General features: G+C 66.8%; 24 protein-coding genes and 1 tRNA gene. 13 read left to right on the top strand and 12 right to left on the bottom strand.

Annotated features, from left to right (window positions below; translation table 11 throughout):
* Positions 1–13: 13 nt before the first annotated feature.
* Positions 14–2,914: an excinuclease ABC subunit UvrA gene (uvrA, locus tag JTJ31_RS05775; RefSeq protein WP_207537658.1), complete on the bottom strand. Its 2,901-nt coding sequence runs from the start codon at positions 2,912–2,914 to the stop codon at positions 14–16.
* A 125-nt stretch (positions 2,915–3,039) separates the two neighbouring features.
* On the opposite strand from uvrA, the gene ssb reads away from it, so the two are divergent.
* The 7 genes from ssb to JTJ31_RS05740 all read left to right on the top strand — a co-directional run bounded on the left by ssb (position 3,040) and on the right by JTJ31_RS05740 (position 9,590).
* Entirely contained in the window at positions 3,040–3,594 is a 555-nt protein-coding gene (ssb, locus tag JTJ31_RS05770) for a single-stranded DNA-binding protein (protein ID WP_207537657.1), read from the top strand.
* Positions 3,595–3,610: 16 nt separating this feature from the next.
* Positions 3,611–6,310, top strand: coding sequence for a DNA gyrase subunit A (gyrA, locus tag JTJ31_RS05765; protein ID WP_268956999.1), 2,700 nt, complete (start codon positions 3,611–3,613; stop codon positions 6,308–6,310).
* A complete protein-coding gene (gene coaD / locus JTJ31_RS05760; protein ID WP_207537656.1) occupies positions 6,307–6,807 on the top strand; it encodes a pantetheine-phosphate adenylyltransferase in 501 nt (166 codons plus the stop codon). Before gyrA ends, coaD begins: the two co-directional genes overlap by 4 nt.
* A gap of 16 nt (positions 6,808–6,823) precedes the next feature.
* Positions 6,824–7,387, top strand: a complete 564-nt coding sequence (locus JTJ31_RS05755) for a peptidylprolyl isomerase (protein WP_207537655.1) — start codon at positions 6,824–6,826, stop codon at positions 7,385–7,387.
* 42 nt (positions 7,388–7,429) lie between these two features.
* Positions 7,430–7,505, top strand: a tRNA-Lys gene (locus tag JTJ31_RS05750).
* 988 nt (positions 7,506–8,493) lie between these two features.
* Entirely contained in the window at positions 8,494–8,880 is a 387-nt protein-coding gene (locus JTJ31_RS05745) for a response regulator (RefSeq protein ID WP_207537654.1), read from the top strand.
* Positions 8,881–9,368: 488 nt separating this feature from the next.
* Positions 9,369–9,590, top strand: a complete 222-nt coding sequence (locus JTJ31_RS05740) for a hypothetical protein (RefSeq protein WP_207537653.1) — start codon at positions 9,369–9,371, stop codon at positions 9,588–9,590.
* 169 nt (positions 9,591–9,759) lie between these two features.
* Here the strand turns inward: JTJ31_RS05740 and JTJ31_RS05735 are convergent, their stop codons facing one another.
* On the bottom strand, positions 9,760–9,981 hold the full coding sequence (locus JTJ31_RS05735; RefSeq protein WP_207537652.1) for a hypothetical protein: 222 nt from the start codon (positions 9,979–9,981) through the stop codon (positions 9,760–9,762).
* 772 nt (positions 9,982–10,753) lie between these two features.
* Here JTJ31_RS05735 and JTJ31_RS25330 point away from each other — a divergent pair.
* Complete coding sequence (locus JTJ31_RS25330) at positions 10,754–10,987, top strand: H-NS family nucleoid-associated regulatory protein (RefSeq protein WP_207537651.1); 234 nt, start codon at positions 10,754–10,756, stop codon at positions 10,985–10,987.
* A 200-nt stretch (positions 10,988–11,187) separates the two neighbouring features.
* Here JTJ31_RS25330 and JTJ31_RS05725 read toward each other — a convergent pair whose 3' ends face one another.
* From JTJ31_RS05725 to JTJ31_RS05705, 5 genes are all read right to left on the bottom strand, one after another.
* Positions 11,188–11,880 (bottom strand): hypothetical protein, encoded by a 693-nt coding sequence (locus JTJ31_RS05725; RefSeq protein WP_207537650.1) that lies wholly within the window; start codon positions 11,878–11,880, stop codon positions 11,188–11,190.
* A 10-nt stretch (positions 11,881–11,890) separates the two neighbouring features.
* On the bottom strand, positions 11,891–12,871 hold the full coding sequence (locus tag JTJ31_RS05720; RefSeq protein ID WP_236019900.1) for a DUF1259 domain-containing protein: 981 nt from the start codon (positions 12,869–12,871) through the stop codon (positions 11,891–11,893).
* Between the two features lie 206 nt (positions 12,872–13,077).
* Positions 13,078–14,391, bottom strand: a complete 1,314-nt coding sequence (chrA, locus tag JTJ31_RS05715) for a chromate efflux transporter (protein ID WP_207537649.1) — start codon at positions 14,389–14,391, stop codon at positions 13,078–13,080.
* Positions 14,392–14,459: 68 nt separating this feature from the next.
* Positions 14,460–14,945, bottom strand: a complete 486-nt coding sequence (locus tag JTJ31_RS05710; protein ID WP_207537648.1) for a chromate resistance protein ChrB domain-containing protein — start codon at positions 14,943–14,945, stop codon at positions 14,460–14,462.
* Positions 14,942–15,919, bottom strand: coding sequence for a Fe-Mn family superoxide dismutase (locus JTJ31_RS05705; RefSeq protein WP_207537647.1), 978 nt, complete (start codon positions 15,917–15,919; stop codon positions 14,942–14,944). The genes JTJ31_RS05710 and JTJ31_RS05705 overlap by 4 nt, the downstream gene beginning before the upstream one ends.
* A gap of 155 nt (positions 15,920–16,074) precedes the next feature.
* Between JTJ31_RS05705 and JTJ31_RS05700 the strand changes: the two genes are divergently transcribed.
* Both JTJ31_RS05700 and JTJ31_RS05695 read left to right on the top strand, forming a co-directional pair.
* A complete protein-coding gene (locus JTJ31_RS05700; RefSeq protein ID WP_207537646.1) occupies positions 16,075–17,319 on the top strand; it encodes an MFS transporter in 1,245 nt (414 codons plus the stop codon).
* Positions 17,316–18,356: a chromate resistance protein ChrB domain-containing protein gene (locus JTJ31_RS05695; protein WP_236019899.1), complete on the top strand. Its 1,041-nt coding sequence runs from the start codon at positions 17,316–17,318 to the stop codon at positions 18,354–18,356. Before JTJ31_RS05700 ends, JTJ31_RS05695 begins: the two co-directional genes overlap by 4 nt.
* Positions 18,357–18,472: 116 nt before the next feature.
* Here JTJ31_RS05695 and JTJ31_RS05690 read toward each other — a convergent pair whose 3' ends face one another.
* Positions 18,473–19,402: a transcriptional regulator GcvA gene (locus tag JTJ31_RS05690; RefSeq protein ID WP_207537645.1), complete on the bottom strand. Its 930-nt coding sequence runs from the start codon at positions 19,400–19,402 to the stop codon at positions 18,473–18,475.
* Between the two features lie 515 nt (positions 19,403–19,917).
* On the opposite strand from JTJ31_RS05690, the gene JTJ31_RS05685 reads away from it, so the two are divergent.
* Complete coding sequence (locus tag JTJ31_RS05685; protein WP_207537644.1) at positions 19,918–20,637, top strand: dienelactone hydrolase family protein; 720 nt, start codon at positions 19,918–19,920, stop codon at positions 20,635–20,637.
* 132 nt (positions 20,638–20,769) lie between these two features.
* Here JTJ31_RS05685 and JTJ31_RS05680 read toward each other — a convergent pair whose 3' ends face one another.
* Entirely contained in the window at positions 20,770–21,771 is a 1,002-nt protein-coding gene (locus JTJ31_RS05680) for a hypothetical protein (RefSeq protein ID WP_207537643.1), read from the bottom strand.
* Between the two features lie 49 nt (positions 21,772–21,820).
* Positions 21,821–22,249 carry a YybH family protein gene (locus JTJ31_RS05675; protein ID WP_207537642.1) on the bottom strand — a complete coding sequence of 143 codons (429 nt, stop codon included), beginning with the start codon at positions 22,247–22,249 and terminating at the stop codon, positions 21,821–21,823.
* A 410-nt stretch (positions 22,250–22,659) separates the two neighbouring features.
* Here JTJ31_RS05675 and JTJ31_RS05670 point away from each other — a divergent pair, with 410 nt between their 5' ends.
* Positions 22,660–23,022, top strand: a complete 363-nt coding sequence (locus JTJ31_RS05670; protein WP_207537641.1) for a con-10 family general stress protein — start codon at positions 22,660–22,662, stop codon at positions 23,020–23,022.
* Positions 23,023–23,065: 43 nt separating this feature from the next.
* Here JTJ31_RS05670 and JTJ31_RS05665 read toward each other — a convergent pair whose 3' ends face one another.
* On the bottom strand, positions 23,066–23,452 hold the full coding sequence (locus tag JTJ31_RS05665) for a response regulator (protein ID WP_207537640.1): 387 nt from the start codon (positions 23,450–23,452) through the stop codon (positions 23,066–23,068).
* Positions 23,453–23,556: 104 nt separating this feature from the next.
* On the opposite strand from JTJ31_RS05665, the gene JTJ31_RS25325 reads away from it, so the two are divergent.
* Positions 23,557–23,625: an H-NS family nucleoid-associated regulatory protein gene (locus JTJ31_RS25325; RefSeq protein ID WP_207537861.1), complete on the top strand. Its 69-nt coding sequence runs from the start codon at positions 23,557–23,559 to the stop codon at positions 23,623–23,625.
* Between the two features lie 600 nt (positions 23,626–24,225).
* Here the strand turns inward: JTJ31_RS25325 and JTJ31_RS05655 are convergent.
* Entirely contained in the window at positions 24,226–24,966 is a 741-nt protein-coding gene (locus JTJ31_RS05655) for a PEP-CTERM sorting domain-containing protein (RefSeq protein WP_207537639.1), read from the bottom strand.
* Positions 24,967–25,050 lie beyond the last annotated feature (84 nt).

The following is a 25,050-nucleotide window of genomic DNA, read 5'->3' as shown; positions in this document are numbered from 1 at the left end:
AAGGGACGGCGCCTCACCCCTTGGCGCGCGCCTTCTTCGCCTTCACCGGGGCGTGGCGTTCCAGGATCGGCCGCAGGAACCGCCCGGTGTGGCTGTCCGGGTTCGCCGCCACCTCCTCCGGCGTGCCATGCGCCACGATGCGCCCGCCGCCCTCGCCCCCTTCTGGTCCGAGGTCGAGCACCCAATCGGCGGTCTTGATGACCTCCAGATTGTGCTCGATGACGATGACGGTGTTGCCGCCCTTCACCAGCGCGTGCAGCACCTCCAGCAGCTTGCGCACATCCTCGAAATGCAGACCCGTCGTCGGCTCGTCGAGGATGTAGAGGGTGCGGCCGGTGGCGCGGCGCGACAGTTCCTTGGCCAGCTTGATGCGCTGCGCCTCGCCGCCCGAGAGCGTCGTGGCCTGCTGGCCGAGGTGGATGTAGCCCAGCCCCACCTCCTCCAGCGTCTTCAGCTTGTCGTGGATGGGCGGTACGGCGGAGAAGAACTCGCGCCCCTCGCTCACCGTCATGTCCAGCACGTCGGCGATGCTCTTGCCGCGGAACTTCACGTCCAGCGTCTCGCGGTTGTAGCGCTTGCCCTTGCAGGTGTCGCAGGTGACGTAGACATCGGGCAGGAAGTGCATCTCGATCTTGATGACGCCGTCGCCCTGGCACGCCTCGCAGCGCCCGCCCTTCACGTTGAAGGAGAAGCGGCCCGACTTGTAGCCGCGCGCCCGGCTTTCCGGCAGCTCGGAGAACCAGTCGCGGATCGGCGCGAAGAGCCCCGTATAGGTGGCGGGGTTGGAGCGCGGCGTGCGGCCGATGGGCGACTGGTCGATGTCGATCACCTTGTCCACGTGCTCCAGCCCCTCGATGCGCTGGTGCGGCGCGGGCACGACGGCGCTGCCCATCAGGCGGCGCGACAGCCCGTTGTAGAGGGTCTCGATCACGAGGGTCGACTTGCCGCCGCCCGACACGCCGGCCACGGCGGTGAAGGTGCCCAGCGGGAACTCCGCCGTCACGTCCTTGAGGTTGTTGCCCCGTGCGCCGACGACGCGGATGGCCCGCTTCATGTCCGGCTTGCGCCGCGACTGCGGCATCGGGATCTCGCGCCGCCCGGCCAGGTAGTCGCCGGTGAGCGACTTCGTGTCGCGCGTCACCGTGTCGGGCGTGCCCTGGCTCACCACCGTGCCGCCATGCGCCCCGGCGCCGGGGCCAATATCCACCAGCCAGTCGGCGGTGCGGATCGCATCCTCGTCGTGCTCCACGACCAGCACCGTGTTGCCCAGGTCGCGCAGGCGGCGCAGCGTGCCCAGCAGGCGCTCATTGTCGCGCTGGTGCAGCCCGATGGAGGGCTCGTCCAGCACGTAGAGCACGCCCGTGAGGCCGGAGCCGATCTGCGAGGCCAGCCGGATGCGCTGGCTCTCCCCGCCCGACAACGTAGCCGAGGAGCGGGCGAGGGACAGGTAGTCCAGCCCCACATCCACCAGGAACTGCAGCCGCTCCTCGATCTCGCGCAGGATGCGGCGCGCGATCTCCTGGCGCTGCGGCGTCAGCGTGTCGTTGACCGAGGCGAACCATTCGCGCGCGCGCCGGATGGACAGGGCGCTGGCCTCGCCGATGTGGCTGCCCGCCACCTTCACCGCGAGCGCCTGCGGCTTCAGCCGGAAGCCCTCGCAGACATGGCAGGGTTTTTCCGCCTGGTAGCGCGAAAGATCCTCGCGCACCCAGGGATTGTCGGATTCGCGGAAGCGGCGCTGGAGGTTGCGGATCACGCCCTCGAAGGGCTTCTCCACCTCATAGGCGCGCAGCCCGTCCTTGTAGCGCAGCGTGACGGGGGTGGAGCCGGTGCCGTGCAGGATCGCGTTCCGCGCCGCCTCCGGCAGCTCCTCCCACGGCGCCTCGGCGCTGATCTTCAGGTGCTTGGCGAGCGAGGCGAGGGTCTGGTCGTAATAGGCGCTCGACGCGTTGCCGGCCCAGGGGGCGATGGCGCCCTCCTTCAGCGACAGCCCCTCTTGGGGAACCACCAGCGCCGGGTCGAAGAAGCTTTCGACGCCCAGCCCGTCGCATTCCGGGCAGGCGCCCTGCGGCGAGTTGAAGGAGAAGAGGCGCGGCTCGATCTCCTCGATACTGAACCCGCTCTCCGGGCAGGCGAATTTCTGGCTGAACACCGTGCGCTCGCCGCTATCAGCATTCTCCGCATAGGCGATGCCGTCCGCGAGGCCGAGCGCCGTCTCGAAGCTGTCGGCGAGGCGCTGGCCCAGATCGGGCCGCACCACCACGCGGTCCACCACCACCTCGATGTCATGCTTCAGCTTCTTGTCGAGCTTCGGCGCCTCCTCGATCCGGTGCAGCGCGCCGTTGATCTTCACCCGCTCGAAGCCGCGGCGCTGATACTCGGCCAGTTCCTTGCGATACTCGCCTTTCTTGCCCCGGATCACCGGCGCCAGGATCAGGAGCCGCGTCCCCTCCGGCATGGCCAGCACGCGGTCCACCATCTGGGACACGCTTTGCGCCTCGATGGGAAGGCCGGTCGCCGGGGAATAGGGCACGCCCACCCGCGCCCAGAGCAGGCGCATGTAGTCATGGATCTCCGTCACCGTGCCAACGGTGGAGCGGGGATTGTGCGAGGTGGTCTTCTGCTCGATGGAGATCGCCGGGGACAGGCCCTCGATGCTGTCCACGTCCGGCTTCTGCATCAGCTGGAGGAACTGCCGCGCATAGGCCGACAGGCTCTCCACGTAGCGCCGCTGCCCCTCGGCATAGATGGTGTCGAAGGCGAGGGAGGATTTGCCCGACCCTGACAGTCCGGTCAGGACCACCAGCTTGCCCCGCGGCAGGTCCAGATCCACGGACTTCAGGTTGTGCTGCCGGGCCCCCCGGATCCGGATCAGCCCGGCGGTGGAGGCGAGTTCGGCGGCATCGCGGGGCATGGGGGCACAGCTCCAAAAAGGGACAATGTTCGCATTGCGTTCTTGCCCTTCAAGCACCATATGGGGTGGGTGTGAAAGGGGTTTTCCGCTAAGGAAAGCCCCTTGGTTTCGAGGATGTGTGTGCGATGGCCGGCGTGAACAAGGTGATCATCCTGGGTCGTCTCGGGAAGGACCCCGAGGTTCGGAACTTCCAGAATGGCGGCAAGGTGGTGAACCTGCGTGTGGCGACGTCGGAGCGCTACAAGGACCGCGAGGGCCAGCAGCAGGAGCGCACCGAATGGCACTCGGTGGCGATCTTCAACGAGAAGCTGGGCGAGATTGCCGAGCGGTATCTGCGCAAGGGCAGCGAGGTCTATCTCGAAGGCCAGCTCGAGACGCGCAAGTGGCAGGACCAGTCCGGCCAGGAGCGCTACACCACCGAGATCGTGCTGCGGAACTTCCGCGGCGAGCTCACCCTCGTCGGGGGGCGCGGCCAAGGCGGCGGCGGGGATGACATGGGGGCAGAGCCCTCCGGCTTCTCCGGCGGCGGCCGCTCGGGCGGCGGTGGCGGCTATGGCGGCGGCGGACGCTCCTCCGGCGGCGGCAGCGGCGGAGGCCGCTCCTCCGGTGGCTGGGACTCCGGCGGCGGCAGCGGCGGTGGCCGCGGCAAGCCCGACCTCGACGACGACATTCCCTTCTGATCGGACTCCCTGAACCTTGACCGACGAGACCACCCCGCCCGACATCGCGCCGATCGCGGTCGAGCAGGAGATGCGACGCTCCTTCCTCGACTACGCGATGAGCGTCATCGTCTCCCGCGCGCTGCCGGATGTGCGCGACGGGCTGAAGCCCGTCCATCGCCGCATCCTCTATGCGATGCATGAGAGCGGCTATGCCTCCGACAAGCCACACCGCAAGTCAGCCCGCGTGGTCGGCGACGTGATGGGCAAGTATCACCCGCACGGCGACAGCGCGATCTACGAAGCCATGGTCCGCATGGCCCAGCCCTTCTCCATGCGCGTGCCGCTGGTGGATGGGCAGGGCAATTTCGGCTCCATGGACGGCGATCCGCCCGCGGCGATGCGCTACACCGAGGTCCGCCTCGCGAAATCCGCCACGGCGCTGCTGGAGGGGATCGAGGAGGACACGGTCGATTTCGTCCCGAATTACGACGAATCGGCAGAGGAGCCGCGCGTCCTTCCCGCCGCCTTCCCGAACCTGCTGGTGAACGGCGCCGGCGGCATCGCCGTCGGCATGGCGACCAACATCCCGACCCATAATCCGGGCGAGGTGATCGACGCCACGTTGCGCCTGATCCACGAGCCGGACACCACCCTGTCTGAGCTCATGGAGATCATTCCCGCCCCTGACTTCCCGACGGGCGGCATCATCCTCGGCCGCGCCGGGGTGCGCTCCGCCTTCGAGACGGGACGCGGCTCCATCCCGCTGCGCGCGCTCTGCGACATCGAGGAGATGAAGGGCGGCCGCCAGGCCATCATCGTCTCCGAGGTTCCCTACCAAGTGAACAAGGCGGCGCTGATCGAGAAGATCGCGGAGCTGGTGCGCGCCAAGGCGATCGAGGGCATCTCCGACCTGCGCGACGAGTCCGACCGCTCCGGCCTGCGCATCGTCATCGAGGTGAAGAAGGACGCGAATGCGGAGGTGGTGCTGAACCAGCTCTACCGCATGACGCAGCTGCAGATCTCCTTCCCCGTCAACTTCCTGGCGCTGCACAAGGGCCGGCCGCAGCAGATGGGGCTGCGTGACGCGCTGCTCGCCTTCATCGGCTTCCGCGAGGAGGTGATCGAGCGCCGCTCCCGCTTCCGGCTGCAGAAGGCGCGCGAGCGGGCGCACAACCTCATCGGCCTCGCCGTCGCCGTGGCCAATATCGATGAGGTGATCCGCCTCATCCGCGAAAGCCCGGACGCCGCCGCCGCCCGCGTGGCGCTGATGGCGCGCGACTGGCCTGCCGCCGATGTCGGCCCGCTGGTCGCGCTGGTGCAGGACGAGGGCAACGAGGTCACGGCCGAGGGCACGATCCGCCTGACGGAAGCCCAGGCCCGCGGCATCCTGGAGCTCCGCCTCCAACGCCTGACGGGCCTCGAGCGCGAGAAGATCGACGCCGAGCTGAAGGAGGTCGGCGCCCGCATCACCGAGCTGCTGGAGATCCTGTCCAGCCGCCCGCGCCGCCTGGAGGTGATGTCCGAGGAGCTGACGGCGGTCCGCGCCACTCTCGCCAGCCCGCGCCTGACGCGGATCGACGACCATGCGGGCGACATCGACGACGAGAGCCTGATCGCCCCCGCCACCATGGTGGTGACGCTGACGCGCGACGGCTACGTGAAGCGTACGCCGCTTGACGTGTTCCGGGCGCAGAACCGGGGCGGCAAGGGACGCAGCGCCGCCGCCACCCGCGCCGACGACGTGGTGGTGCGCAGCTTCATCGGCCACACCCACCAATGGGTGCTGTTCTTCACCAATCGCGGTCTCGTCTTCCGCGAGAAGGTCTGGCAGCTGCCCGAGGGCGGGACGGGCGGCAAGGGCCGCTCCTTGCGGCAGGTGCTGAACCTGGCGGATGGGGAGGGGGTGACGGCCGTGCTGCCGCTGCCGCAGGATGAAAGCCTGTGGGAGGCGCTGCACCTCGTCTTCGCCACCCAGCAGGGCAATGTCCGCCGCAACCGCCTGTCCGATTTCCGCAACGTCCGCTCCTCCGGCCTCATCGCCATGAAGCTGGATGAGGGGGATTCGTTGATCGGCGTCGCCACCTGCCGCGAGGGGGATGACGTGCTGCTGGCCACCCGCAAGGGCCGGGCCATCCGCTTCCAGGCGACGGAGGACGTGCTGCGCGTCTTCGCCGGGCGCGATTCGACCGGCGTGCGCGGCATCAAGCTGGCAGGCGACGACGCCGTGATCGGCCTCGCCGTGCTGACCCACGTGGATGCGACGGTGGAGGAGCGGGCCGCCTTCCTCAAGGCGCGCCGCCCCGCCAATGGCGAAGAGGGCGAAGCCGTCCCCAACGCCGCCGACGAGGAGCCCGTGGCCGAGGTGACGCTGAGCGCCGAGCGCCTGGACGAGATGGCGCGGCGCGAGCAGATCCTCCTCACCGTCACCGATCGCGGCTTCGGCAAGCGCACCAGCGCCTACGAATACCGCGTCACCGGCCGCGGCGGTCAGGGCATCGGCAACATCACCCTGTCGCGCCGCACGGGCGACGCGGTGGTGGCCTGCTTCACGGTGACTCCGGGCGACCACATCATGCTGATGACCGATGGCGGCCAGGCGATCCGCTTCGAGGCGCAGCAGGTGCGGCGCACGGGGCGGCTCTCCCAGGGCGTCATGTTCCAGCGGCTTGACGAGAGCGAGCGCGTCACCTCCTGCTTCCCCGTCATCGACGACGAGGAAGCGCCAGAGGCATGACGACTCGTACTGCCCTCTACCCGGGCACCTTCGACCCCGTGACCAACGGCCACCTGGACGTGATCGGCCGCGCCGCGCGTCTGGTGGACCGCCTGGTGATCGGGGTCGCCATCAACACCGGCAAGGGGCCGCTCTTCCCGCTGGAGGAGCGCGTGGCCCTGGTGGAGGCCGAGACGCGCGCCGTCGCCGAGCGCACCGGCTGCACGATCGAGGTGAAGCCCTTCACCGGCCTCCTGATCGGCTTCGCGAGGGAGGTGGGGGCCGGGATGATCGTGCGCGGGCTGCGCGCCGTCACCGATTTCGACTACGAGTTCCAGATGGCGGGAATGAACCACCGTCTGGACTCGGGCGTGGAGACGGTGTTCCTGATGGCAAGCGAGCGCAACCACTTCATCTCTTCGCGCTTCGTGAAGGAAATCGCGCAGCTGGGCGGCGACATCTCCACATTCGTCCCGCCGCTGACGCTGGAAAAGACCCTGGCCCGCGTGGGCCGCTGAACACAGGGGGATGCCCATGCACCGTCGCACCCTGCTTGCCACCGCAACCCTGATGGGAGCCGTCATGTCCGACACCAACGAAGCCGAGGCCCAGCCCGCGGCGGACCGCGAGAACACGCTGATTATGACGCTGAAGGATGGCGACGTGACCATCCAGCTGCGCCCGGACCTGGCGCCGCGCCACGTGGAGCGGATCAAAGAGCTGACGCGCAAGGGCCTGTATGACGGCACGCCCTTCCACCGCGTGATCGAGGGCTTCATGGCCCAGGGCGGCGACCCGACCGGCACCGGCACGGGCGGGTTCCGCGACCGCGGCTATGCCGACCTTCCGGCTGAGTTCGTTCCCGCCTCCCGCGCGCGCTTCCTGCGCGGCACCTGCGGCATGGCGCGTTCCCAGAACCCGAACAGCGCCAACAGCCAGTTCTTCATCATGTTCGCGCCCGGCGAGTTCCTGAACAACCAGTACACCATCTGGGGCCAGGTGACGGCCGGCATGGACAAGGTGGACCGCATCGCCCGCGGCGAGCCGCCGCGCACGCCGGACCGGATCGTCCGCATGAAGGTGCTGGCGGACACTTGACGGAATGACCTGCGCGCGGCCTTAGAGAGCCGCGCGCAGCGCGAGCCCGTAGCTCAGTCGGTAGAGCACGTGACTTTTAATCATGGGGTCCTGGGTTCGAGTCCCAGCGGGCTCACCATGGATTTCAAAGACTTATAAGGTCTTTGGCCTCTTGAAATAGCGGACCCCGAAACTGCGGACCCAATGGTCCAACATCACCCTCCGCACCGAATGCGCAATTGGGGCTCGATTGTGGGGCAATGCACTGTCTGCGCGGTCAGCTAATCACCGGCCACGGACAAGGCGTGCACCTTCGACGTCGCCGCCAACAGGCAGTTCAGGGGATCGCGTCACCTCCGCCCACACAGCGGATTGCCGGGGGTGCTGTGCAACGGGAGCGCCGGCAGCTGCTTCTTCAGCGGTACTATGTCGCCCGCCGTCCTAGTCACACCTGCCGGGCCAGTGCCCGTCCCCGCGCCGGCCGGGCTGACCTTCCTAGCGCTCGGCATCGTGAGGCGCGGTCAGTTCGCCTAAAAGACCGAAGCCCTCGCCCTCTCGACGGGGGCTTCTACCTTTGAGCGGCCGCGACCGTGGCGTTGGCGTTCAAGGCGCAGATGTTCGCGCGTCAGTTCCAAGGTCCGGTGAAACACCTTCAGAGCCTCTCGTGCCGCCAAGGCGGCGTCGGGGGTTTCGCTGCGCTCCAGGCGGGCAATGAGGGCACGCTTCCGCATCACCCTGTGCTCTGCTTCGCGGACAAGCCGCTCCGCTCCACTCTCGCGCGCTGGAGCATGACCCGTTCTTCAGCTTCCCGGATGTGTTGCTCGGCCACTGCCAAGCGGTGCTCAAGCGGCCCCATAGGCGCCTCCTCCCGCGCAACAACGCCCTGATACCGCAGCAGGTGCCGTCGCAAGTTTCATGGCTTCAGGACCCTTCAGCGGCTTCGACCTCGCCAGCCAGGATGGTGCGCGAAGCGACAGAAGGCCACGTTAGGAAGCCCTCAGGAAAACGGCGTCAACCGTCCACTGCATGGTACCCGCCCACTGCATGGCACGGTTGCGCTAACAAAAATTAACACGCGCAGGCATGCAACCCGCTTGATAATCGCAGGCAGTCAGGGAGGTGCAACTATGTGCAATGTTGGAAGGCTGACGCAGCGAACCATCCTGGTCGTCGAGGATGAGTACCTCATCGCGCGTGACATGGCGGAAGAGCTGGAGATGGTTGGGGCCGAGGTGCTGGGTCCAGTCGCCACGCTGCACGCTGCGCAGCAACTCATCGCACGCAGTGAGCACATCGACGCAGCCGTGCTCGACGTGAAGCTGGGGGCAGAAAGCGTCTACCCCGTGGCCGATACCCTCAGGCGTCGCGGCATACCGCTTGTCTTCTGCACCGGCTACGACCGCGGCGCACTCGCCCCCGCCTTCCGCGACGCCCTCTTGTGCGAGAAGCCGAGCGAGCCCGCTGACGTCATCCGGGCCCTGCAAGACCAGCTTGAGTCACAGCTTGCCGCCTGAGGCGGGGAGACCCTTACTCCCCGCCTATCGGTGTGTTTGTTGCCTAGCGGCCGCCGTGGGCGTCTTCGCCATCCTTCCGGCCGGCCTTCGATGCGGCGCGAAAGGTGAGGAAGGCGATCCCGCGAGGTGCACTTGCGGGCTTCTCCTGCCGCGAAAGGCCGTTGTTGCTGACGGAGGCGCGTATGCTGCCGCGCGAGGGACCCTTGGCCATGGCCGAGCGGCATGCCCGCGACGCCGAGGAACGCGTCGCGCGCCAGGGGGGCCAGAGTGGAAATGTTGCGGAGCTACGGCCGGTCCGAGGCCTTCGATCTCGCCGAATTGACGCTTGAGACAAGGCAGACCTGTCCGAGCATTGCGCAAAGGAACCTTAGGAGAGAGCGCGAACGGCATGGTCTCGAACCCTGAGGTGGGAAAGTGGCACCTCCAGTGAGAGCGGGACCGGCGGCATCTTCTGTGAGAGAGTGCCGGTCTCGTCTACGGAGGCATCCATGGACCCGCATGAAGACGCTTTAGCCATGGCGGAACGCCACGTCCGAGAGGGCGAAGAGCGCGTGGCCCGCCAGCGCGCCATCATCGAGGAGATGGAGCGGGATAACCACCCCAAGGCCGCTGAGATTGGCAGGAGCACGCTGCAGGTCCTGCTATCGACCTTGGAGCTGATGCGCGGCCACCTTCGTATTGAGCGCGAGCGGCACGGCCTCGAACCCTAAAAACGAACTTCTCGTGCGGGAGGCGTTATTTCTCTCATCCTTGTTCCTCCGCCAGGAAGATCGGTGCTGGGGATGCAAGTCCCTGAGGACGCCTCGGGCCGAGGCCGGTCCTACCCTTACCTTCCTAAGGTTTCGAGAAGCCCCCAGCCATCGACGGGGCTTCGTCGTTTCAGGGATCAAAGCCATGCCACTTGCGCTCGATCCGCAGGTGTTCGCGCCGGAGTGCCAGTCTCGTTTCATGGATCGCCAGCAATTCCCGCGCTGTGTGGGCCAAGTCAGGATGCCCGTCCCGCTCTAGCCGCTCCACCAAGGCTCGCCCTTGTGCGACCCGCTCCTCCGCCTCTCGAACAAGGCGCTCTGCCTGAGCGATCGGGTCCTCCATAAAGCTCATCCGCTTTCCTGGGCATGAATGCGCGGAGCGCCAAGGGGGCCACCGCAAGTACACCAACATTCAGCAAAGGAGCCGGACACTGCTTGGCAGCTGATATTTTCTCTTCTCCCACTCCGGAGCAGTATCGCGTGATATTTTTGTGACTGCGCTATTTCCAAGTCTGCCGGTTAGTCTTTTTTGAGGCCCTTTAATCCACTCAGGCGACAGGGCTCCATTTTTATGCCCAAGAATACTTCCGCCAGTACTCTGCTGTTGGATCTCAGCGACGGGCGATCATGTCGAACCGGCCGAAGCCAAGCGATCGCGCCCGAGCTGGGGGGGCTTCTCAGGCCTGCCGTGGCCTGAGGCGGCCCGGCGCCTGATCGGACCGTACGCATTACTGCCAACTCGACCGTCACCTGACCCAAATTGTACGAGCCGTCGACCAAGGAGGCGTGGTGCCTTCACTTCCAATCAGATGCGCTCGTCTCAATGCTGATCGTCCACCATGGCTGGTTCCGCTCGTGGTATCGCCGGGTCCGCCCCGAAGTCGTCGCCCGTTACACGCGCTGGCATCGCCGCTTCTGAGGGGCATAGCCCACGCTGGCGCAGGATCCTCTCGGCGCCGCAGGAGAATGTGTCGCTACCATCCATGGGGTCGCGCCGCAGCCACTCTTGGGCAGGAGCAGGAGGGCAGAAGCGCGGACGGCAGTCCAGCACGATAGCCGGAATATCGGGCTGTCCGCCTCGGCGATAGCAGCCATTACCCCTCGCTCGCCATCTACTCGGGCGCATGGATCGCGAACAAGGGCGCTACGAGCTAACGCTGTTTGAGTTCTCGGTGAGTCCAACCCAGCCGACCGGGCGCAGCCGAGGAAAGTCGGCGCGGAAGGGTGAACGCGAGAGCCCTGCACCGGAATACCGTGGACCGAACAGGGAGCTTTGGAGCGGCCATGGCCGCATGCCTAGGTGGCTGCAGGCCGACCAGGCATGCGGCAAGTCCAGGGACGAATTTCTAATCGGATAACATGAGTCTCAGGCTTGCTCTGCGCCACGCTTCGGCTAATCGCCTGGAACGGCAGCCGGGGCTGGCCCGTCATGGAGGCCAACGGCGACACCTGCGAGAAACAGCGTGTGTGCAACGGTGGAGCCCACGTCGCCGACGCCGCGCACAAGAGTCGCTCCCTGATGCGCTGCCACGCCCTCTTCCAAAGTCACTGCGTGCCGCTACCGCACCAGCTCCACGCGGAAGTCATCGAAATGGGTGACGCTGTCCGCCTTTGTCCACAGCCCCACCCGGCCAGCCTCGCGGAAGGTTCGGTCTGTCACAGCAAACAGCTCGCGTCCGTCGAGCGAAACTACCAACCGGTCGCCCTCGACACGGAGCCCCAGCGTCTGCCATCGGTCACGGGGCACCGGAACATCGACGCCCGCAAACTGGGTCCGCCGCCCGTCCACGACGCGATAAAGGCGCACGTTGTTCTCCAGCGCGTTGGCACGGGCAATGTAGTAGTTGCGCGGGTCACGAAGCCGCACCACCAGCCCTGCCGCTTGGTCGATGGTGCCGGAAACCGGCCTGAACCGCACCGATACGGCCACGTCGCGCGCCTCGAAGCCGTCCAGAATCGCCAGCGGAAAGCGGTCGCTCGTCCGATCGCCGCTTGTCTCGGCGAGCACGGCCGGACCGGCTGGCGACGACCGGTCCTCAAGCACCACCCACCGCACGGACCGACCCCGGCCCGTGAGCGCGAAGGTGAAGCCAGGCGGCGGAGTGCCTGCGGGCATATCTTCGAAGGTGTGCGGCACCGTCGCCCCAGCGGTCTGCGCCGCGACGCCTCGGGATCCAAGCGCCACGGCGATGGCGCCCATCAGAAGCGCGGCGACAAGCGCGCCTTGCGTGGATTGCTGATCACTCCGCATGGCTGCCTCCTCACCTCCGACCGCCATCACGGCCAGGCGCCGCATCGGTGCGGCGGCTATTCGTGCGATCGAGCGCCGTGCGCAGGCCGCGGGCCAAGCCCTCGGGCTCGCCCACCCCCCAGAAGTGCATGAAGAACAAGCGGGGCTGCTCGTGAAGCATGTGGTTGTGGATGGCGGTGACCTCGATGCCGCTCTCAACCAGCGCCCGCTGAACCGGTACCACCTCGGGGGCTGTCAGGACGAAATCACCCGTGACCGCGGCTCGGCCATTTCCGGCCGCCTGGAGGTTGATCACCGTTCCGAGACCCATGGCCGGCGGCACCTCCGCGCCATTCTCCTGAACCGCCTCCGCGCGCGGCACCGACACGGAATAGACGGCCCCAGCGACACGACCCTCGCGGCCGAGAGCCTGGGTGAAGGCGGCGGTGTCGAGCCCCTCCATCCTGTCCTCCGCGGACGGGCTCGCGGCACCTTCGAGCGGTGTCGCGCTTTCCTGGACTGCGGTCCGAAGGACGACAGCGATCCGCCTTGGCTCTCCGAGGCCAGCTACGTGCAGATACATGGTGGCTGGCTGGGCCCGGACGAGGTGATTGTGCAGGGCCGTCACCTCCACGCCGCCTTCGGCAAGGCGGCGCATCACGGGCGCGATCTCGCTTTCCAGCAGGACCAAGTCGCCCATCAGCATGACCTGCCCGCCATGCTCATGGAAGGCCACCCATGAGCCGAGCGCAAAGCCCGGCAGGAGCCGCACGCCGTCGAGTGTCACCTGCAGGTCGGTGCGCGGCAGCGCAACGCGGTAGACTTCGCCGGGCATATCGGTGCCGGGCTTTCCCAGCACCTCGGCAATGGTGTTGCGCCAGTCCGGGTCCCCGCCCGGCGCGCTGGGCGCAGGCGCAGTGGCGTTCGGCTGGGTTTGGCCGGACGCCCCTGCCTGCGGCATCAGCGCGACAAGGCTCAGAAGAACGATCCTGAGCGTCGTCCGAATGTGCATGGCTTCATCCTCCTGGAATGTGGGTGCGGCGGTCGGCTCCCACGATGGTGACGAAGAAAAACCATGACCTGCTGTTCGGCCTTCTGCCGTTCAGGCGGAGCTTGGACCTTGCGGGGGCTGACGAGAGCAGGCGTCCATCCCCCGGTGCTGCCAGCTGGGCCAGAACTCTTAAGCCAGCCACTCGCGGTGCTGCGCCCATGCCAGCTTCATCCCAGAACGAGCTTCGCCACCAGCCCAACGGCGGCCGTGATACCGAGGGTGCGCAGCAGGCCAAGCCTCAGCCAGAACAAGCAGACGGCAGCGAGCGCGGCGAGCGCAAGGGCGACCGGATCCAACGAGCTGAGCCTGGGGACATCGAGGCCTAGCGGCCCAATCTCCCAACGCCCCACATCGGCGAACAGCACGCGTAGGCCGAACCAGAGCGCGAGGTTGGCAATGACCCCGACCACCGCCGCCGTCACCGCCGCCAGGGCGCCTGTCAGTTCCCGGTTCGAATGCAGTCTCTCGACGTAGGGGGCACCCAGAAAGATGAAGGCAAAGCAGGGCGCGAAGGTGACCCAGACCGTCAGAAGAGAGGCCAAGACGCCCCAGACAAGACCCCCCGCACCATAGCCGGCAAGAAAGCCAACAAACTGCAGGACCAGGATTAGCGGCCCAGGCGTAGTCTCAGCGAGACCGAGGCCCACCAGCATCTGCTCTGGCGTGAGCCAGCCATAGCTTTGGACGGCCTCCTGGGCGACATAGGCGAGCACGGCATAAGCGCCTCCCACCGTGACCACGGCCATCTTCGAGAAGAACCAAGCAACATCCGCGAAGACGCCACCGACGATGAGCATCAGCACCGCGACGGGGACCAGCCAGAGCGCGACAGCAATCCAGCCGGCGCGCCAGGCCTTCGCCGCAAATCGAGCCGGCCGTTCTGGGTCCGCCGCCAGAACCGCATCAAGCACCGCGGGTGGACCGTCCTTTGCGGAGCCGTGGGCCCCTGCCTTGAAGGCGCCTGGCGCGAAGTAGCCGATGACGGCGGCGGTCAGGACGACGATCGGGAACGGCACGCCGAAGAGGTAAAGGGCCAGAAAGGCCGTAGCTGCGAGGGCCCAGGCTTCGTTCGTCTTGAGCGCGCGCCGCGCCACGCGCAGCAATGCCTCGACCACCAGAACGAGCACCGCACATTTCAGGCCGAAGAACAGCGCCGCGACGGCGGGCACCTCGCCAAAGGTGACATAAAGGAGTGTGAGGCCAAGCATCACCACCACGCCCGGCACGACGAACAGCGCCCCGGCGGCGACGCCGCCGCGCACCCCGTGCATGAGCCAGCCAAGATAGGTGGCAAGCTGCTGCGCCTCCGGTCCCGGCAGCAAGGCGCAGAAGTTCAGCGCATGCAGGAAGCGCGCGTCCGAGACCCAGTTGCGGTCGTCCACGACCTCGCGGTGCAGCAGGGCGATCTGCCCCGCCGGGCCACCAAAGGAGAGCAGCCCGACCTTCAGCCAGACTTTGAAGGCCTCACCAAAGGATGGCATGCGGGCCGTCGCCTCAGCTGCCGCCGAACGGGCCGCCGCCGTCGCGGCAGCTTCAGTGGAAGTGCCGTTCAAGATGCGGCCTCCGGCGACACGACGCGGCTCGTCGGCGTCCAGTTATGGATCTCTGGCTTCTCGGATTGGCACCAGGCGTAAAGCGCGTCGTAGATCACCATGCCCTGCTCCAGCATCGCATGGTCGTCCGGAATATTCGCAGACAGTCCCATTGAGATGGCATGCAGGCCGGAGGCCTCCGGCGCCAGATCATGCCGGGCGGTGTCAGCGCCCCGCACGATCAGGGCCAGCCGCCGCAGGGCGGGGTCCTTCAGCTCATAATGCTTGATGATGGCGTCAAAGGAGCAGAGTTCGCCGTCATGCGCGAATGGCTCTGCACCGGGGATGTCATAGGGGATCGCGCCGGTTTCCCTTGCCGCCGCGAAGACACGGTCGGTCGGCACATAGAGGAACTCGGCGTCGGCCTCGACGAAGCGCCGGATCAGCCAGGGGCAGGCAATGCGGTCGATCTTCGGACGCTCGCGGGTGACCCATTTCGTCATCGCACTTCTCCCTCGATGTCTGTCTTGTTGACGGGCGCTGTCTGCGCGCCGATGGCGTGCCAAGCGGCAATGCCGCCGCCCAGGACCACCGCATCAAAGCCCCGGCGCCGGAGTTCGGCCGCTGCGTCGCCGCTCACCTGGAAGCCGTAGACGCAGTAGGCGACCACCGGTCGGTCGCGCGGCAGGTCCTCCGCCCAGCGGGCGATTGCGGCGGGGTCGCGCCAGATGGACCCCGCGATGCGGTCGGACGCGGCTGCCAGATCCTCGGGCTTTCGCGCGTCGAGGACCGTGACAGGTTCGCCGCGCGCGAGCATGTCGCGCAGCCGCTCGGCCGAAACGGTTTCAGGCTCTGGGTAAGGCGCGGCAGGGGTCGGCACTGCGGCGGAGAGCGCCGCCGTATGGCGTGCCGCGACACGGCCCCAATGGAGATTGCGCATCACCGTGTCGACGTACTCGCCAGCGCGGGCGCCGAAGTCGATGTGGTAGGAGTGCTCGTACATGTCGAGCGCGAGCACCGGCAACCCGCCGGCCAAGCCGTGGGCATGGTCGGCCGCCCAGTGGTTCACCAGTCGACCGAGGCGCGGTGACCAGGCGAGGACCACCCAGCCTGACCCGCCGGCCAGGGCCTTGCCCATGCCGACGAACTCGGCACGCCAGCGCGCGACCGAGCCGAAGTCCCGCTCAAGTGCGGCGGCGAGGCCGCCGTTGGGGTCGCCCCCCTCGCCACCGAGCCCTTCGAAGTAGACCTCGTGCAGGATCACTGAGCCGGCCGCGATCAGCTCCTCCCGCTTGAGGCCGTTGATCTCGAAAACCGGGGCTGAACTCCAATCGATCTCGCCCAGGCGGCGCTCGATGGCGTTCAGGCGCCGTAAGGCGCCCCCGTAGTTGTTCTCGTAATGGCTGGCCAGCAGGCGTTCTGAGAGGCCCTGGAGCCGTGACGGCTTGAAGCTCAGAGGCGCGACGGCCTGGGGCATTCGGGCGACTCCTTGTGGGGTTCGCTGGCTGGCGTTCCAACGCTACGCCAGATCCGGTATGAGATACAAGTGTTGCATTTTCCCTCTTTCATGATACGACTTCCTCACAAATTGGGATGTGCCGATGAGGAGGGCTTGGAGATGAGTGCTCCCACATGAGCGTGGGCAATCCGGCCGACACGCGGCGCATTCTGCTCGCGCGGGGATTGCGCGCCTTCGGTGATGGCTACGTTGCCATCCTCCTTCCTGTTCACCTGTCCAGCCTTGGATTTGACGCGCTGGCCGTGGGAGCGATCTCGACAGCCACCCTGCTCGGCTCGTCACTCCTGGCTTTGGGGCTTGGCGCGGTTGGCCACCGCATCCGACGCCGCCCCGCGCTGCTGGCAGCCAGCCTGCTGATGGCCGCGAGCGGCTTCGCTTTCGGCGTTCTCGACAGCTTCTGGCCGCTGCTGCTGATCGCCTTCGTCGGCACTCTCAGCCCGACCGGGGGCGATGTGGGCGTTTTCCTTCCCCTGGAGCACACGGTGCTGACGCAGTCGGTGCCGGCGGAGCGGCGCACTGCTGCGTTCGCCCGCTACAGCTTCGTGGGTTCGATGGTCGGCGCCCTAGGCGCGCTCGCGGCCGGCGCCGTGGACTGGCTGGGGTCGATCGCCTCGGCGCGCACCATCGCCGACGCGCTGTTCCTGCTCTACGGCGGCCTCGGGCTCGCAAGCTTCGCGCTCTACCGCAGCCTGTCGCCGCGCGCCGAGGCACCGGGAGACGCGCCGCCGGCACCGCTCGGCCCGTCGCGTCGGCGGGTCTATGGCCTTGCCGCACTGTTCTCGCTCGACAGCTTCGGGGGCGGGTTTGTGGTGAACTCGCTGCTCGCGCTCTGGCTATCCGAGCGGTTCGGGCTCGACGTGGCAGCCGTCGGCACGATCTTCTTCGTGACGAGCCTCTGCTCGGCCGTGTCCTACTTCGCCGCCGTCCCCTTGGCGGCACGCTTCGGGCTGGTGAACACGATGGTCTTCACCCATCTGCCATCAAGCGTGTTCCTCATCCTCGTCGCTTTCGCACCAGATGCGACTGTCACATTCGGTCTGCTGGTCTTGCGCGCTCTGCTGTCTCAGATGGACGTGCCGACCCGCTCCTCCTACGTCATGGCGGTTGTCGAACCGCATGAGCGGCCGGCTGCGGCGAGCATCACTGCCGTGCCTCGCGGTTTTGCCGCAGCCCTCTCGCCGCTGATCTCCGGCTGGCTGATGGGGCTCAGCCCCTTTGGTTGGCCGCTGATCTTCGCTGGGGCACTCAAGATCACCTATGACCTCCTGCTGCTCCAGGCTTTCTCCCAGGTTCGGCCGCCGGAGGAGGTGGCACGGCGTGCGCCCCAGGGCGGACTGCGCGATGCTGGCGGCCGATGAGCAGGACAGCAGAGCAGCAGGCCAGCTCCGATAGGGCCTCGTCCGAAGCCGGGGGCGAGGCACGCTGGCTGCTGCTCGTCTTCCAACTGCCATCCAAGCCGGCCTACCTCCGCGTGAAGGTCTGGCGGCGGCTGCAAGCGCTCGGCGCCGTGGCCCTGAAGAACGCGGCCTATGCGCTGCCCTTGACGGCGGAGGCGCAGGAGGATTTCGGCTGGCTCGCGAAAGAGATCGCCGAGGCCGGAGGCGAGCCGCTGGTCTGTGAGGCGCGCTTGGTCGACGGCATGACGGATGCCGAGGTCCGCGCCCTCTTCGATCGGGCCAGGGACGCCGATTACGAGACGCTGGCCGAGGAGGCCCGCACGCTTGCCGCGGACCTCGACGAGGCGGACAGGTCTGGCGCCGGTGCGACAAGCGAGTTGCGCACGAGGCTCACCCGCCTCCGGTCAAGGTTCGAACAGGCCGTGACAATCGACTTCTTCGGCGCACACGGCCGCCAAGCGGCGGAAAGCCTCCTTCGCGAGCTTGGCCAGCGAATGGCGGACATAACTGGCACACCCTCCAAGGCAGTTGCACCAGAGGGAGCCTCTGGTGCCGCAGCGCTGAAGGGGAAGGTCTGGGTGACGCGCGCTGGAGTTCACGTGGACCGCATCGCCTCAGCCTGGCTCGTGCGACGCTTCATTGACCCTTCGGCGCGGTTCCGTTTCGTGCGGGGCAAGTCGGCCGCATCGGTCCGTGGCGAGATCCGCTTTGACATGGCCGAGGCCGAGATCACCCACGAAGGAGACCGTTGCACCTTCGAGGTGCTGATGCGTCGGGCCGACCTGGAGGGCGACCACGCCCTCGCTGCGGTGGCCGAGATCGTGCACGATATTGACCTCAAAGACGGCAAGTTCGGCCGCCCTGAGGCAGATGGGGTTCGGACGCTAATCGCGGGCCTTTGCGCGGCGACTGAGGATGACGAGGAGCGACTCACGCGCGGCGCGGCGATCTTCAATGACCTGCATCGGTACTTTGCTGCTCCCCGACGCGGGCGTTAAGGGCTGGTCAGCACCTGTTCCTGAGGTTGCTCTGGCTGTTGGGCTTGCCTTTGCGGCAGTAGGGCGCGCTGAGCACACCAGAGAACCGCAAGCAGATCAGAAGGAGGGTGGCAGGATTACGCTCGTCGCTCGCCCGCCATCCCGCGCTGCCGCAGGCGGCCCATGTCCTCCTTCGCCTCGGCGAGGAGCCAGTCGCGGAAGGTCGCGATCCTCGGCACGTCCGCAACTGCGGATGGGCAGACGACCCAGTACGTGTTCGCCATCGGCAACGAAACATCCACCGGTCGCACCAGGCGGCCCTGGATGAGGTCCCACGCCACAAGAGCCGTCCGGGCCAGCGCCACACCCTGCCCATCCACCGCGGCGTCGATCAGCATGCTCGCCTGGTTCAACACCGGGCCGCGGGGCACGGGCTCCCGCACGCCCGCAGCTGAGAACCACCTCGCCCAGGTCCTTTCATCCTCAAGGCGCAGCAGTGGGAGACGAAGGAGATCAGACGGGGTGGTGATGCGCTTCCGCCCGGAGAAGAGCTTTGGACTGCAGACAGGAAACAGCCGCTCCGAGCACAAGCGCACAACGTGAAGACCCGGCCAGTTGCCGTCCCCATGGCGGACCGCGAGATCGACCTCGCCCCGTGAGAGGTCGACGTGATGCGCCGATGCCGACACGCGGAGATCGATCTCTGGGTGGGTCTCGGCGAAGCGTCCGAGCCGATTGACGAGCCACTTCGCGGCGAAGTCCGGCGAGGTGCTGACCGTCAGGATACCGGACGTCTGACGCTGCACGAGACGAGCCGTGCCGAGCGCGATCCGGTCCAGCGCGTCGCGGGTGACCGCGAGGTACTCGCGGCCCGCCTCCGTCAAGGACAGCCGCTGGCGTTCGCGCAGGAACAACCGGACACCAAGGCTCTGCTCCAACGCCTTGACCTGGTGACTGACCGCCCCGGGCGTCACGCAGAGTTCCTCAGCCGCCCGCGTGAAGCTCTCGCTCCGCGCGGCGGCCTCGAAGGCCCGGATGGCGTTCAGCGGCGGCAGGCGACGCAGCATGTCCTGGCACTCATGAGAAAATCTGATGAAGCAGCGAGCCGAGTCTAGATCGCGATCAGGCGGATAAAAAGCTCTGTCTTTGGGCACTAAAGGCCAGCGATGAGCCGTGGCTGGTGCGCCCGAGGCCAGCACCTCAAGCTTCAGCGCCCCCCTGGGCTCACGCAACGTTCGGGCTTGTGCGCGCTGATTCAAGGTCGAAGCGCCTAGAGCCGACTTCATGAGAATTTCTAAGGCTTCCCTGAGAAATCATGCTTTGCGCCGTGGCATGGCACTCGCCCCAAATGGCTGGGTTTTCAAGAGGCTCAGGGGCCACGATGAACACCCAAGCCAGCCACGTGCTACCTCCTGCCCTTGCGCAGGAAGAGGCGCCATCGGCACACCCTACGTCCTGGCTCCGCTGCGCCATCGCTGCTTGCGCTGTCTCGGTCGTCCTCACCCTCTCGCCGCTCGCGCAGACTGCCTCGTCCGAAGTATTCCACGGCCCGGATGGCGTCACAGGGCTCCTGTACCTCCCCATGGAAGGCACGCCTGCGCCGCCTGCGGTGCTGATCGTCCACGACACGCTTGGGCTGGACAGGCGCAGCCGGAGTTACATCGCGCGGCTCAATGCGGCCGGGATTGCTGTCCTTGAGGTCGAACTCCGCGCCAATCCGCTCGATGGCGCACCAGAGCCGCTCCCCGGAGAGTCTGAAGCGGCCGAACTCGTGACGCGCACCGTGGCGGTGCTCACGCGCGACCCCCGGGTGAACCCGACGCGCATCGGCGGGCTTGGGTTCGGCATCGGCGCCCGCGCGGTGGCGCTCGCGCCGGCGTGGGATGACGGCCACCGGTCCTTCGCCGCCCGCCTGCTGCTCTACCCGGGATGCGCGAGCTTGGCCGAACTGCTCTCCGCGCCGCAGGCAAGTAGGGCCACGCCATCACCCGTCCTGATCCTGCACGGCGGGGACGACCCGGCCAACCCGCCCACCGCCTGTGGCGCTCTGGCCGCAGCTTTCGGGCCGACGGAGTCAGTGCGGCGCATTTCCTACGAGGGCGCGACCTATGCCTGGGACCTTCCCCAGTCCGGCGGGAGCCCAGCCACCGCCCAACCGTGGCCGCGCGAAAGCGGCACGGTGCCGGCGCATTCGTGCCCGGAGTTGGCGGAACTCTCGGCGGCACAGGCGGCTGAGTTCTTCGCTGCCGCGCTCCATGGGACCGGCAGAGATGCGGAAATGATGCCAGTATCGTTCCGATAGACAGCGAAACAGTCAGGTATCAACCGTAGCCAAGCCACCTGCGTCAGCAGAGGTTTTTGCAGACTTTTCGCTACGCCAAGGGGCGGCGCTGCTCCAGCAGCTTGCTTGGTAGAGCGTAGAAGAGCGCAGGCTTTACCTCGCTCCCGCCCCGAAGGACCATTGTGCGGCGAAGCTCACCAGCAGGGCCGGCGTATCCCGCGTGGTCCCAGCGCCTATGGCGAAACCCAGAATGGGCCAGTCGTCGGCAAAACGATGGCGGACGCCTACTTCGACGAGACTGAAGTCACGTTCGCCGCGTTCCTGCTGCCGCCGCGCATGAGAGAGCACAACGACCGTGTCGCGCGAGACGCCCGTGCCAACGGCCGCGGTGAAGGAATACTGGTTCGGCCGCTCACCAGGTAGGGGAGCAAAGCGGGTGGTCCAGCCGAGGTTGAGGTTAAGACCCACAGCCCGGGCGCCGGAGCCAAGCGTTTTGCCAAAAAGTGCAGCCACCTCGCCTTCGTGGCTGGGCGTGCCTGGGCCATAGACCGAGAGCACGCGGCCGAGCAGCGAGATGACGGGAACCGCACCCCGCTCCTCCGTGATCTGGTACAGGAACCCAAGACGCGTTGATCCACCCCAGGCTGGTCCTGCGCCATTGCCTTGGGAGGGATCCGTTCCTGTAGCGCCGGAAGTGGCGGGCCGCCCCCGCGTTTGAAGATTGCCGTAGGCGCCCAACTGCCCGAAGCGGATTTCAAGCCTGGGGGCCACGCCAAGTTGAATTTCAGTCGCGACCGCTCCTGTGTCGCGATACGCCCCCTGGCGTGCGCGTTCGTAAATTCCAATGAACGCCAGTTCCGCTTCCCCCGGCTTCGCAGCGAGGGGGTCCGTGGTTTCGAAGGGGTCGGCCGCGAGAACAAGCTGCTCGGCCTCCGCGCCTGCGCCTTCTTGTGCTGCCGCAGGTGCTGCCACCAAGACCAGTCCCATCAGACAACGGAAGAGCGACGGGCGTGCTCCGTCTGGCATCGCATCATCCTTATCCAGCAGCGATCTGTCGTAATGGATCGCTGGATTGAGGCGAAGGGCAAGATACGCGACAGATTGAAGGCCTGTAATCAGAGGGCACGAGAGTGGTTTCGGGCCAGTCATCGTCAAGCCAGCTGCCGCTAGCCAGTTGAAATCCGTTGAGCGCTCAGCGTCGATCTTACCCGTGGAAGTTGAACGTATGGACGCGGATCAGCAGTGTATCGCCTTGGCGCTGGAAGATGCTGGTGACGTTGCCTTGTCGCTCAGTCCCTTGGGGGAGGCGGACCATATAGCCACCTGCGGCCCAGGCGCCGTCCGGGGCATAGTGCTGGAACTGAAAGCGGATATTTCCAAAGCCCTGTTCAAGTCGCCCCTTGTAGTTCTGCGCGATCGCCGGCCTGCCGATGAGGATCGGCGCCGGGCCGCTGAGGATGCCGTCTTCCGTAAAAAGGGCAGCAATCGCGTCGGCGTCCTTGCGGTTGTAGGCTTCGGCGAAACGCTCCATGAGGGCATCGATGGCCTGTCGGTCGCCCACCTGGGCACTCGCCTTCGTGCCGTGGGCTATGATCCCGGCGGGGACCGCCAGGGCGAGAGCACGTCGGAGCATGAGCTGTCTCCCGTGTTGGCCCCGGCAGATTGCACGCTACCGCGTCTCGCCGGGCGGGAGGCGCCAAGTTTTGTTACACGCCCTCGAGATGCCTGCTCCGGACACGGTGCGATAAGCGCACTGCCTCCGTCTCGCTGCCATCGATAGGGCGCCGCGCCGCGCGCCGCTTACGCCGCAAGCGTGAAGAGTTGAAGCAGCCAAGGCGCCTATCCACCAGGCGAAGAGTGGCGGCCGCCGTCAGCGCCGGTGCTTAGATCCTCAAGGGGGAAGAAGTGGCAACCGTCAGCTTAGTTGGCCCCAGCATGATGCGTTGTCCGAAGCACGAGCCGGTGAATGCGATGTTGTGAGCGGCTAGGGCGCCACAGCAACTCCACGATGGAACAGCGCGCGCCCCCGTCACCTCCACTCACATGGCTCAACAAGGCAGTGGTGGCGGTAATTTCGCTGACGATCCCAAGCGTGCCAGCGAGGCGGGGCGCGAGGGCGGCAAGAACGTGGCGCCGGAAGACCGCTCTTTCTCCAAGGACCCTGAACTCGCCGCCGAGGCAGGCCGGAAAGGTGGGCAGTCCGTCGCGCCAGAGGATCGCTCATTCTCGAAGGACCGGGAGTTGGCGGCGGAAGCCGGCCGGAAAGGCGGCGAGGCGTCCCATGGCGGCGGCGGTGGCGGTGGCAGCAGCGGTGGTGGCGGGGGCGGCGGCAACTTCGCCGATGACCCGGAGCGCGCCCGCGAGGCTGGCCGGAAGGGCGGCGAAAACTCCCGCGGCGGCCGCTAGGCAACAAACACACCCACAGGCGGGGAGCGAAGGCCTCCCCGCCTCAGGCGGCAATCTGTGACCTGAATTGGTCTTGCAGGGCCCGGATGATGTCGGCGGGCTCGCTCGGCTTCTCGCACAAAAGGGCGTCGCGGAAGGCGGGGGCGAGTGCGCCGCGGTCGTAGCCGGTGCAGAAAACAAACGGGATGCCGCGACGCCTGAGGGCATCGGCCACGGGGTAGACGCTTTCTGCCCCCAGCTTCACGTCGAGCACGGCCGCGTCGATGCACCCACTGCGCGCGATGAGGCGAAGCGCAGCGCTCAGCGTGGCGACCGGGCCCAGCACCTCGGCCCCGACCATCTCCAACTCTTCCGCCAGGTCGCGCGCGATGAGGTACTCATCCTCAACGACCAGGATGCTTCGCCGCGTCAGCTTTCCAGCATGGGGCATCGTGCTGCCTCCCTCACTGTCTGTGACTATCAAGCGGGCGACATGCGTACGCATGTGAATTTTTGTTCGCGTAACCGTGCTATGCTGTGAGCGGCTGACGCCGTTTGCTTAGTCCGGGCGGGGAGCTTTGGAGCGGCCGTGGCCGCATGCCGAGATGGCTTCAGGTCGCCTAGCCCGACAGTAAGGCCAAAGACGACTTCCTGATCAAACATCTGTCTGCGAAGGGCGGCCTTTCGCACCTCAGGGACTGATTGGCCATCCAGCCTTGTCCGCTAGGGTAATGGCGTTCAGCATGCGCCGGCATCGACGGCCACAACAGAACGTTGAGGCGGCAGGAGGCGCGCATGCACCCGCGCGAGGGGCCCTTGGCCATGGCCGGGCGGCATGTCCGCGAGGCCGAGGAACGCGTCGCTCGCCAGCGGGCCAGAGTGGAAATGCTGCAGGGCTACGGCCGGTCTTAGGCCTTCGACCTCGCCAAGCTGACACTCGAGACGCTGCAAGCCTATCTGAACATCGCGCGAAGGAAGCTCAGGAGAGAGCGCGAGCGGCACGGCCTCGCGCCCTGAACCGACGAAGCCTTCATCCTCGATGTAGTCGCTCCGCGAGCAAAAGGCGGCGTTCCACGGAGCAGCGGCGCTGGGTCACGGTGTCTGCGACTGCAAGCAGGCCCACGACTTCATGTGCGCGAAAGGAACGGGACGTGCTGCGCTCCGGCGGGAAGATCCCACCAGAGCGCGTGAGTTGCTTCCGGGCAGAAGCGCCCCGTCAGTACGTCATGCGGCCATCTTACGACGGCACGCCAAGCCCAAGCCGAGCAGCCCGGCACCGAGGAGCGCGAGGCTCGCCGGTTCGGGAACAGGGATGGTGAGGGCTTGGCCGCGGCTCAGCAGCTGCCCTCCCGGATCCAGCGAGAAGTCGAACCCGAGCGTCAGGGAGTAGGGAGATGTCAGGTTGACCCCAGCCTGCTCGTTCAGGGAGAAGCTGTACGGAGCAGTGGCCGGCGCACTGAAGGTTTGGCTGAACAGCTGAGTGCCAGGCCGATCATTGGGTGTCTGACCACCCTGCGAGTTCGCATCGTCGGCGTAGTAGCTCAGCGTGATCGACTCCCCGGCATTGCCCTGCATCGTCCCGGAACCCGAGAGGAAAGCCAGGGGGCCGCCATGCAGATAGTCGGTCGCACTCACCGAGACGTTGATGGTCTGTTTGCTGCCGGTGGTGTTGATCACCTGCAGCGAACTGCTGCTGAGGCCATCTGTGCCCGTGCCTGGGTTTCCAGGGATCCCCGTCGCGGTGCTGAGTGACCCGAAGACATTGACGCCGTTGATGGTTTGGGGGCTGGAGGTGGTCCCAATCCCGAGAACCCCGACCGCCGAGTTGGTGTCGCAGGCGGCTTGGTCGGCGCAGCTGAAGATTGTGCCACCAACATTGGCGGACAGGATCAGCGCGGCCTGTGAGTCGGGCGCGGCTAGCGTGGGACCTGCTAGCGCCACTGTCGCCAGAAGAAACTTCCGCATTTTTGCCCTCCTACCATGCAACCTAACTGGAGGAACGATCACCTCCGCTCCTCTCGCAGCAAAAATCATGCCTAGGAATATTGA

Origin of the sequence: Sabulicella rubraurantiaca (assembly GCF_017355885.1) — a bacterium.
GTDB lineage: Bacteria > Pseudomonadota > Alphaproteobacteria > Acetobacterales > Acetobacteraceae > Roseococcus > Roseococcus rubraurantiacus.
The sequence above is the reverse complement of the archived record's forward strand: the minus strand, read 5'-3'. Positions and strand labels throughout refer to the sequence as shown.

Bases quoted from the DNA above. Each gene is read 5' to 3' on its own strand.
- JTJ31_RS05740 (WP_207537653.1), top strand. From the start codon at position 9,369: ATGGACCCGCATGAAGACGCTTTAGCCATGGCGGAACGCCACGTCCGA.
- JTJ31_RS05665 (WP_207537640.1), bottom strand. From the start codon at position 23,452: ATGCCCCATGCTGGAAAGCTGACGCGGCGAAGCATCCTGGTCGTTGAG.
- JTJ31_RS05655 (WP_207537639.1), bottom strand. From the start codon at position 24,966: ATGCGGAAGTTTCTTCTGGCGACAGTGGCGCTAGCAGGTCCCACGCTA.
- chrA (WP_207537649.1), bottom strand. From the start codon at position 14,391: ATGCCATCCTTTGGTGAGGCCTTCAAAGTCTGGCTGAAGGTCGGGCTG.
- JTJ31_RS05735 (WP_207537652.1), bottom strand. From the start codon at position 9,981: ATGAGCTTTATGGAGGACCCGATCGCTCAGGCAGAGCGCCTTGTTCGA.
- JTJ31_RS05675 (WP_207537642.1), bottom strand. From the start codon at position 22,249: ATGCTCCGACGTGCTCTCGCCCTGGCGGTCCCCGCCGGGATCATAGCC.
- JTJ31_RS05745 (WP_207537654.1), top strand. From the start codon at position 8,494: ATGTGCAATGTTGGAAGGCTGACGCAGCGAACCATCCTGGTCGTCGAG.
- JTJ31_RS05705 (WP_207537647.1), bottom strand. From the start codon at position 15,919: ATGCCCCAGGCCGTCGCGCCTCTGAGCTTCAAGCCGTCACGGCTCCAG.
- JTJ31_RS05690 (WP_207537645.1), bottom strand. From the start codon at position 19,402: ATGCTGCGTCGCCTGCCGCCGCTGAACGCCATCCGGGCCTTCGAGGCC.
- JTJ31_RS25330 (WP_207537651.1), top strand. From the start codon at position 10,754: ATGGATCGCGAACAAGGGCGCTACGAGCTAACGCTGTTTGAGTTCTCG.
- JTJ31_RS05755 (WP_207537655.1), top strand. From the start codon at position 6,824: ATGCACCGTCGCACCCTGCTTGCCACCGCAACCCTGATGGGAGCCGTC.
- JTJ31_RS05685 (WP_207537644.1), top strand. From the start codon at position 19,918: ATGGAAGGCACGCCTGCGCCGCCTGCGGTGCTGATCGTCCACGACACG.
- JTJ31_RS05710 (WP_207537648.1), bottom strand. From the start codon at position 14,945: ATGACGAAATGGGTCACCCGCGAGCGTCCGAAGATCGACCGCATTGCC.
- coaD (WP_207537656.1), top strand. From the start codon at position 6,307: ATGACGACTCGTACTGCCCTCTACCCGGGCACCTTCGACCCCGTGACC.
- ssb (WP_207537657.1), top strand. From the start codon at position 3,040: ATGGCCGGCGTGAACAAGGTGATCATCCTGGGTCGTCTCGGGAAGGAC.
- JTJ31_RS05725 (WP_207537650.1), bottom strand. From the start codon at position 11,880: ATGCGGAGTGATCAGCAATCCACGCAAGGCGCGCTTGTCGCCGCGCTT.
- JTJ31_RS05695 (WP_236019899.1), top strand. From the start codon at position 17,316: ATGAGCAGGACAGCAGAGCAGCAGGCCAGCTCCGATAGGGCCTCGTCC.
- uvrA (WP_207537658.1), bottom strand. From the start codon at position 2,914: ATGCCCCGCGATGCCGCCGAACTCGCCTCCACCGCCGGGCTGATCCGG.
- JTJ31_RS05700 (WP_207537646.1), top strand. From the start codon at position 16,075: ATGAGCGTGGGCAATCCGGCCGACACGCGGCGCATTCTGCTCGCGCGG.
- JTJ31_RS05670 (WP_207537641.1), top strand. From the start codon at position 22,660: ATGGCTCAACAAGGCAGTGGTGGCGGTAATTTCGCTGACGATCCCAAG.
- JTJ31_RS05720 (WP_236019900.1), bottom strand. From the start codon at position 12,871: ATGCACATTCGGACGACGCTCAGGATCGTTCTTCTGAGCCTTGTCGCG.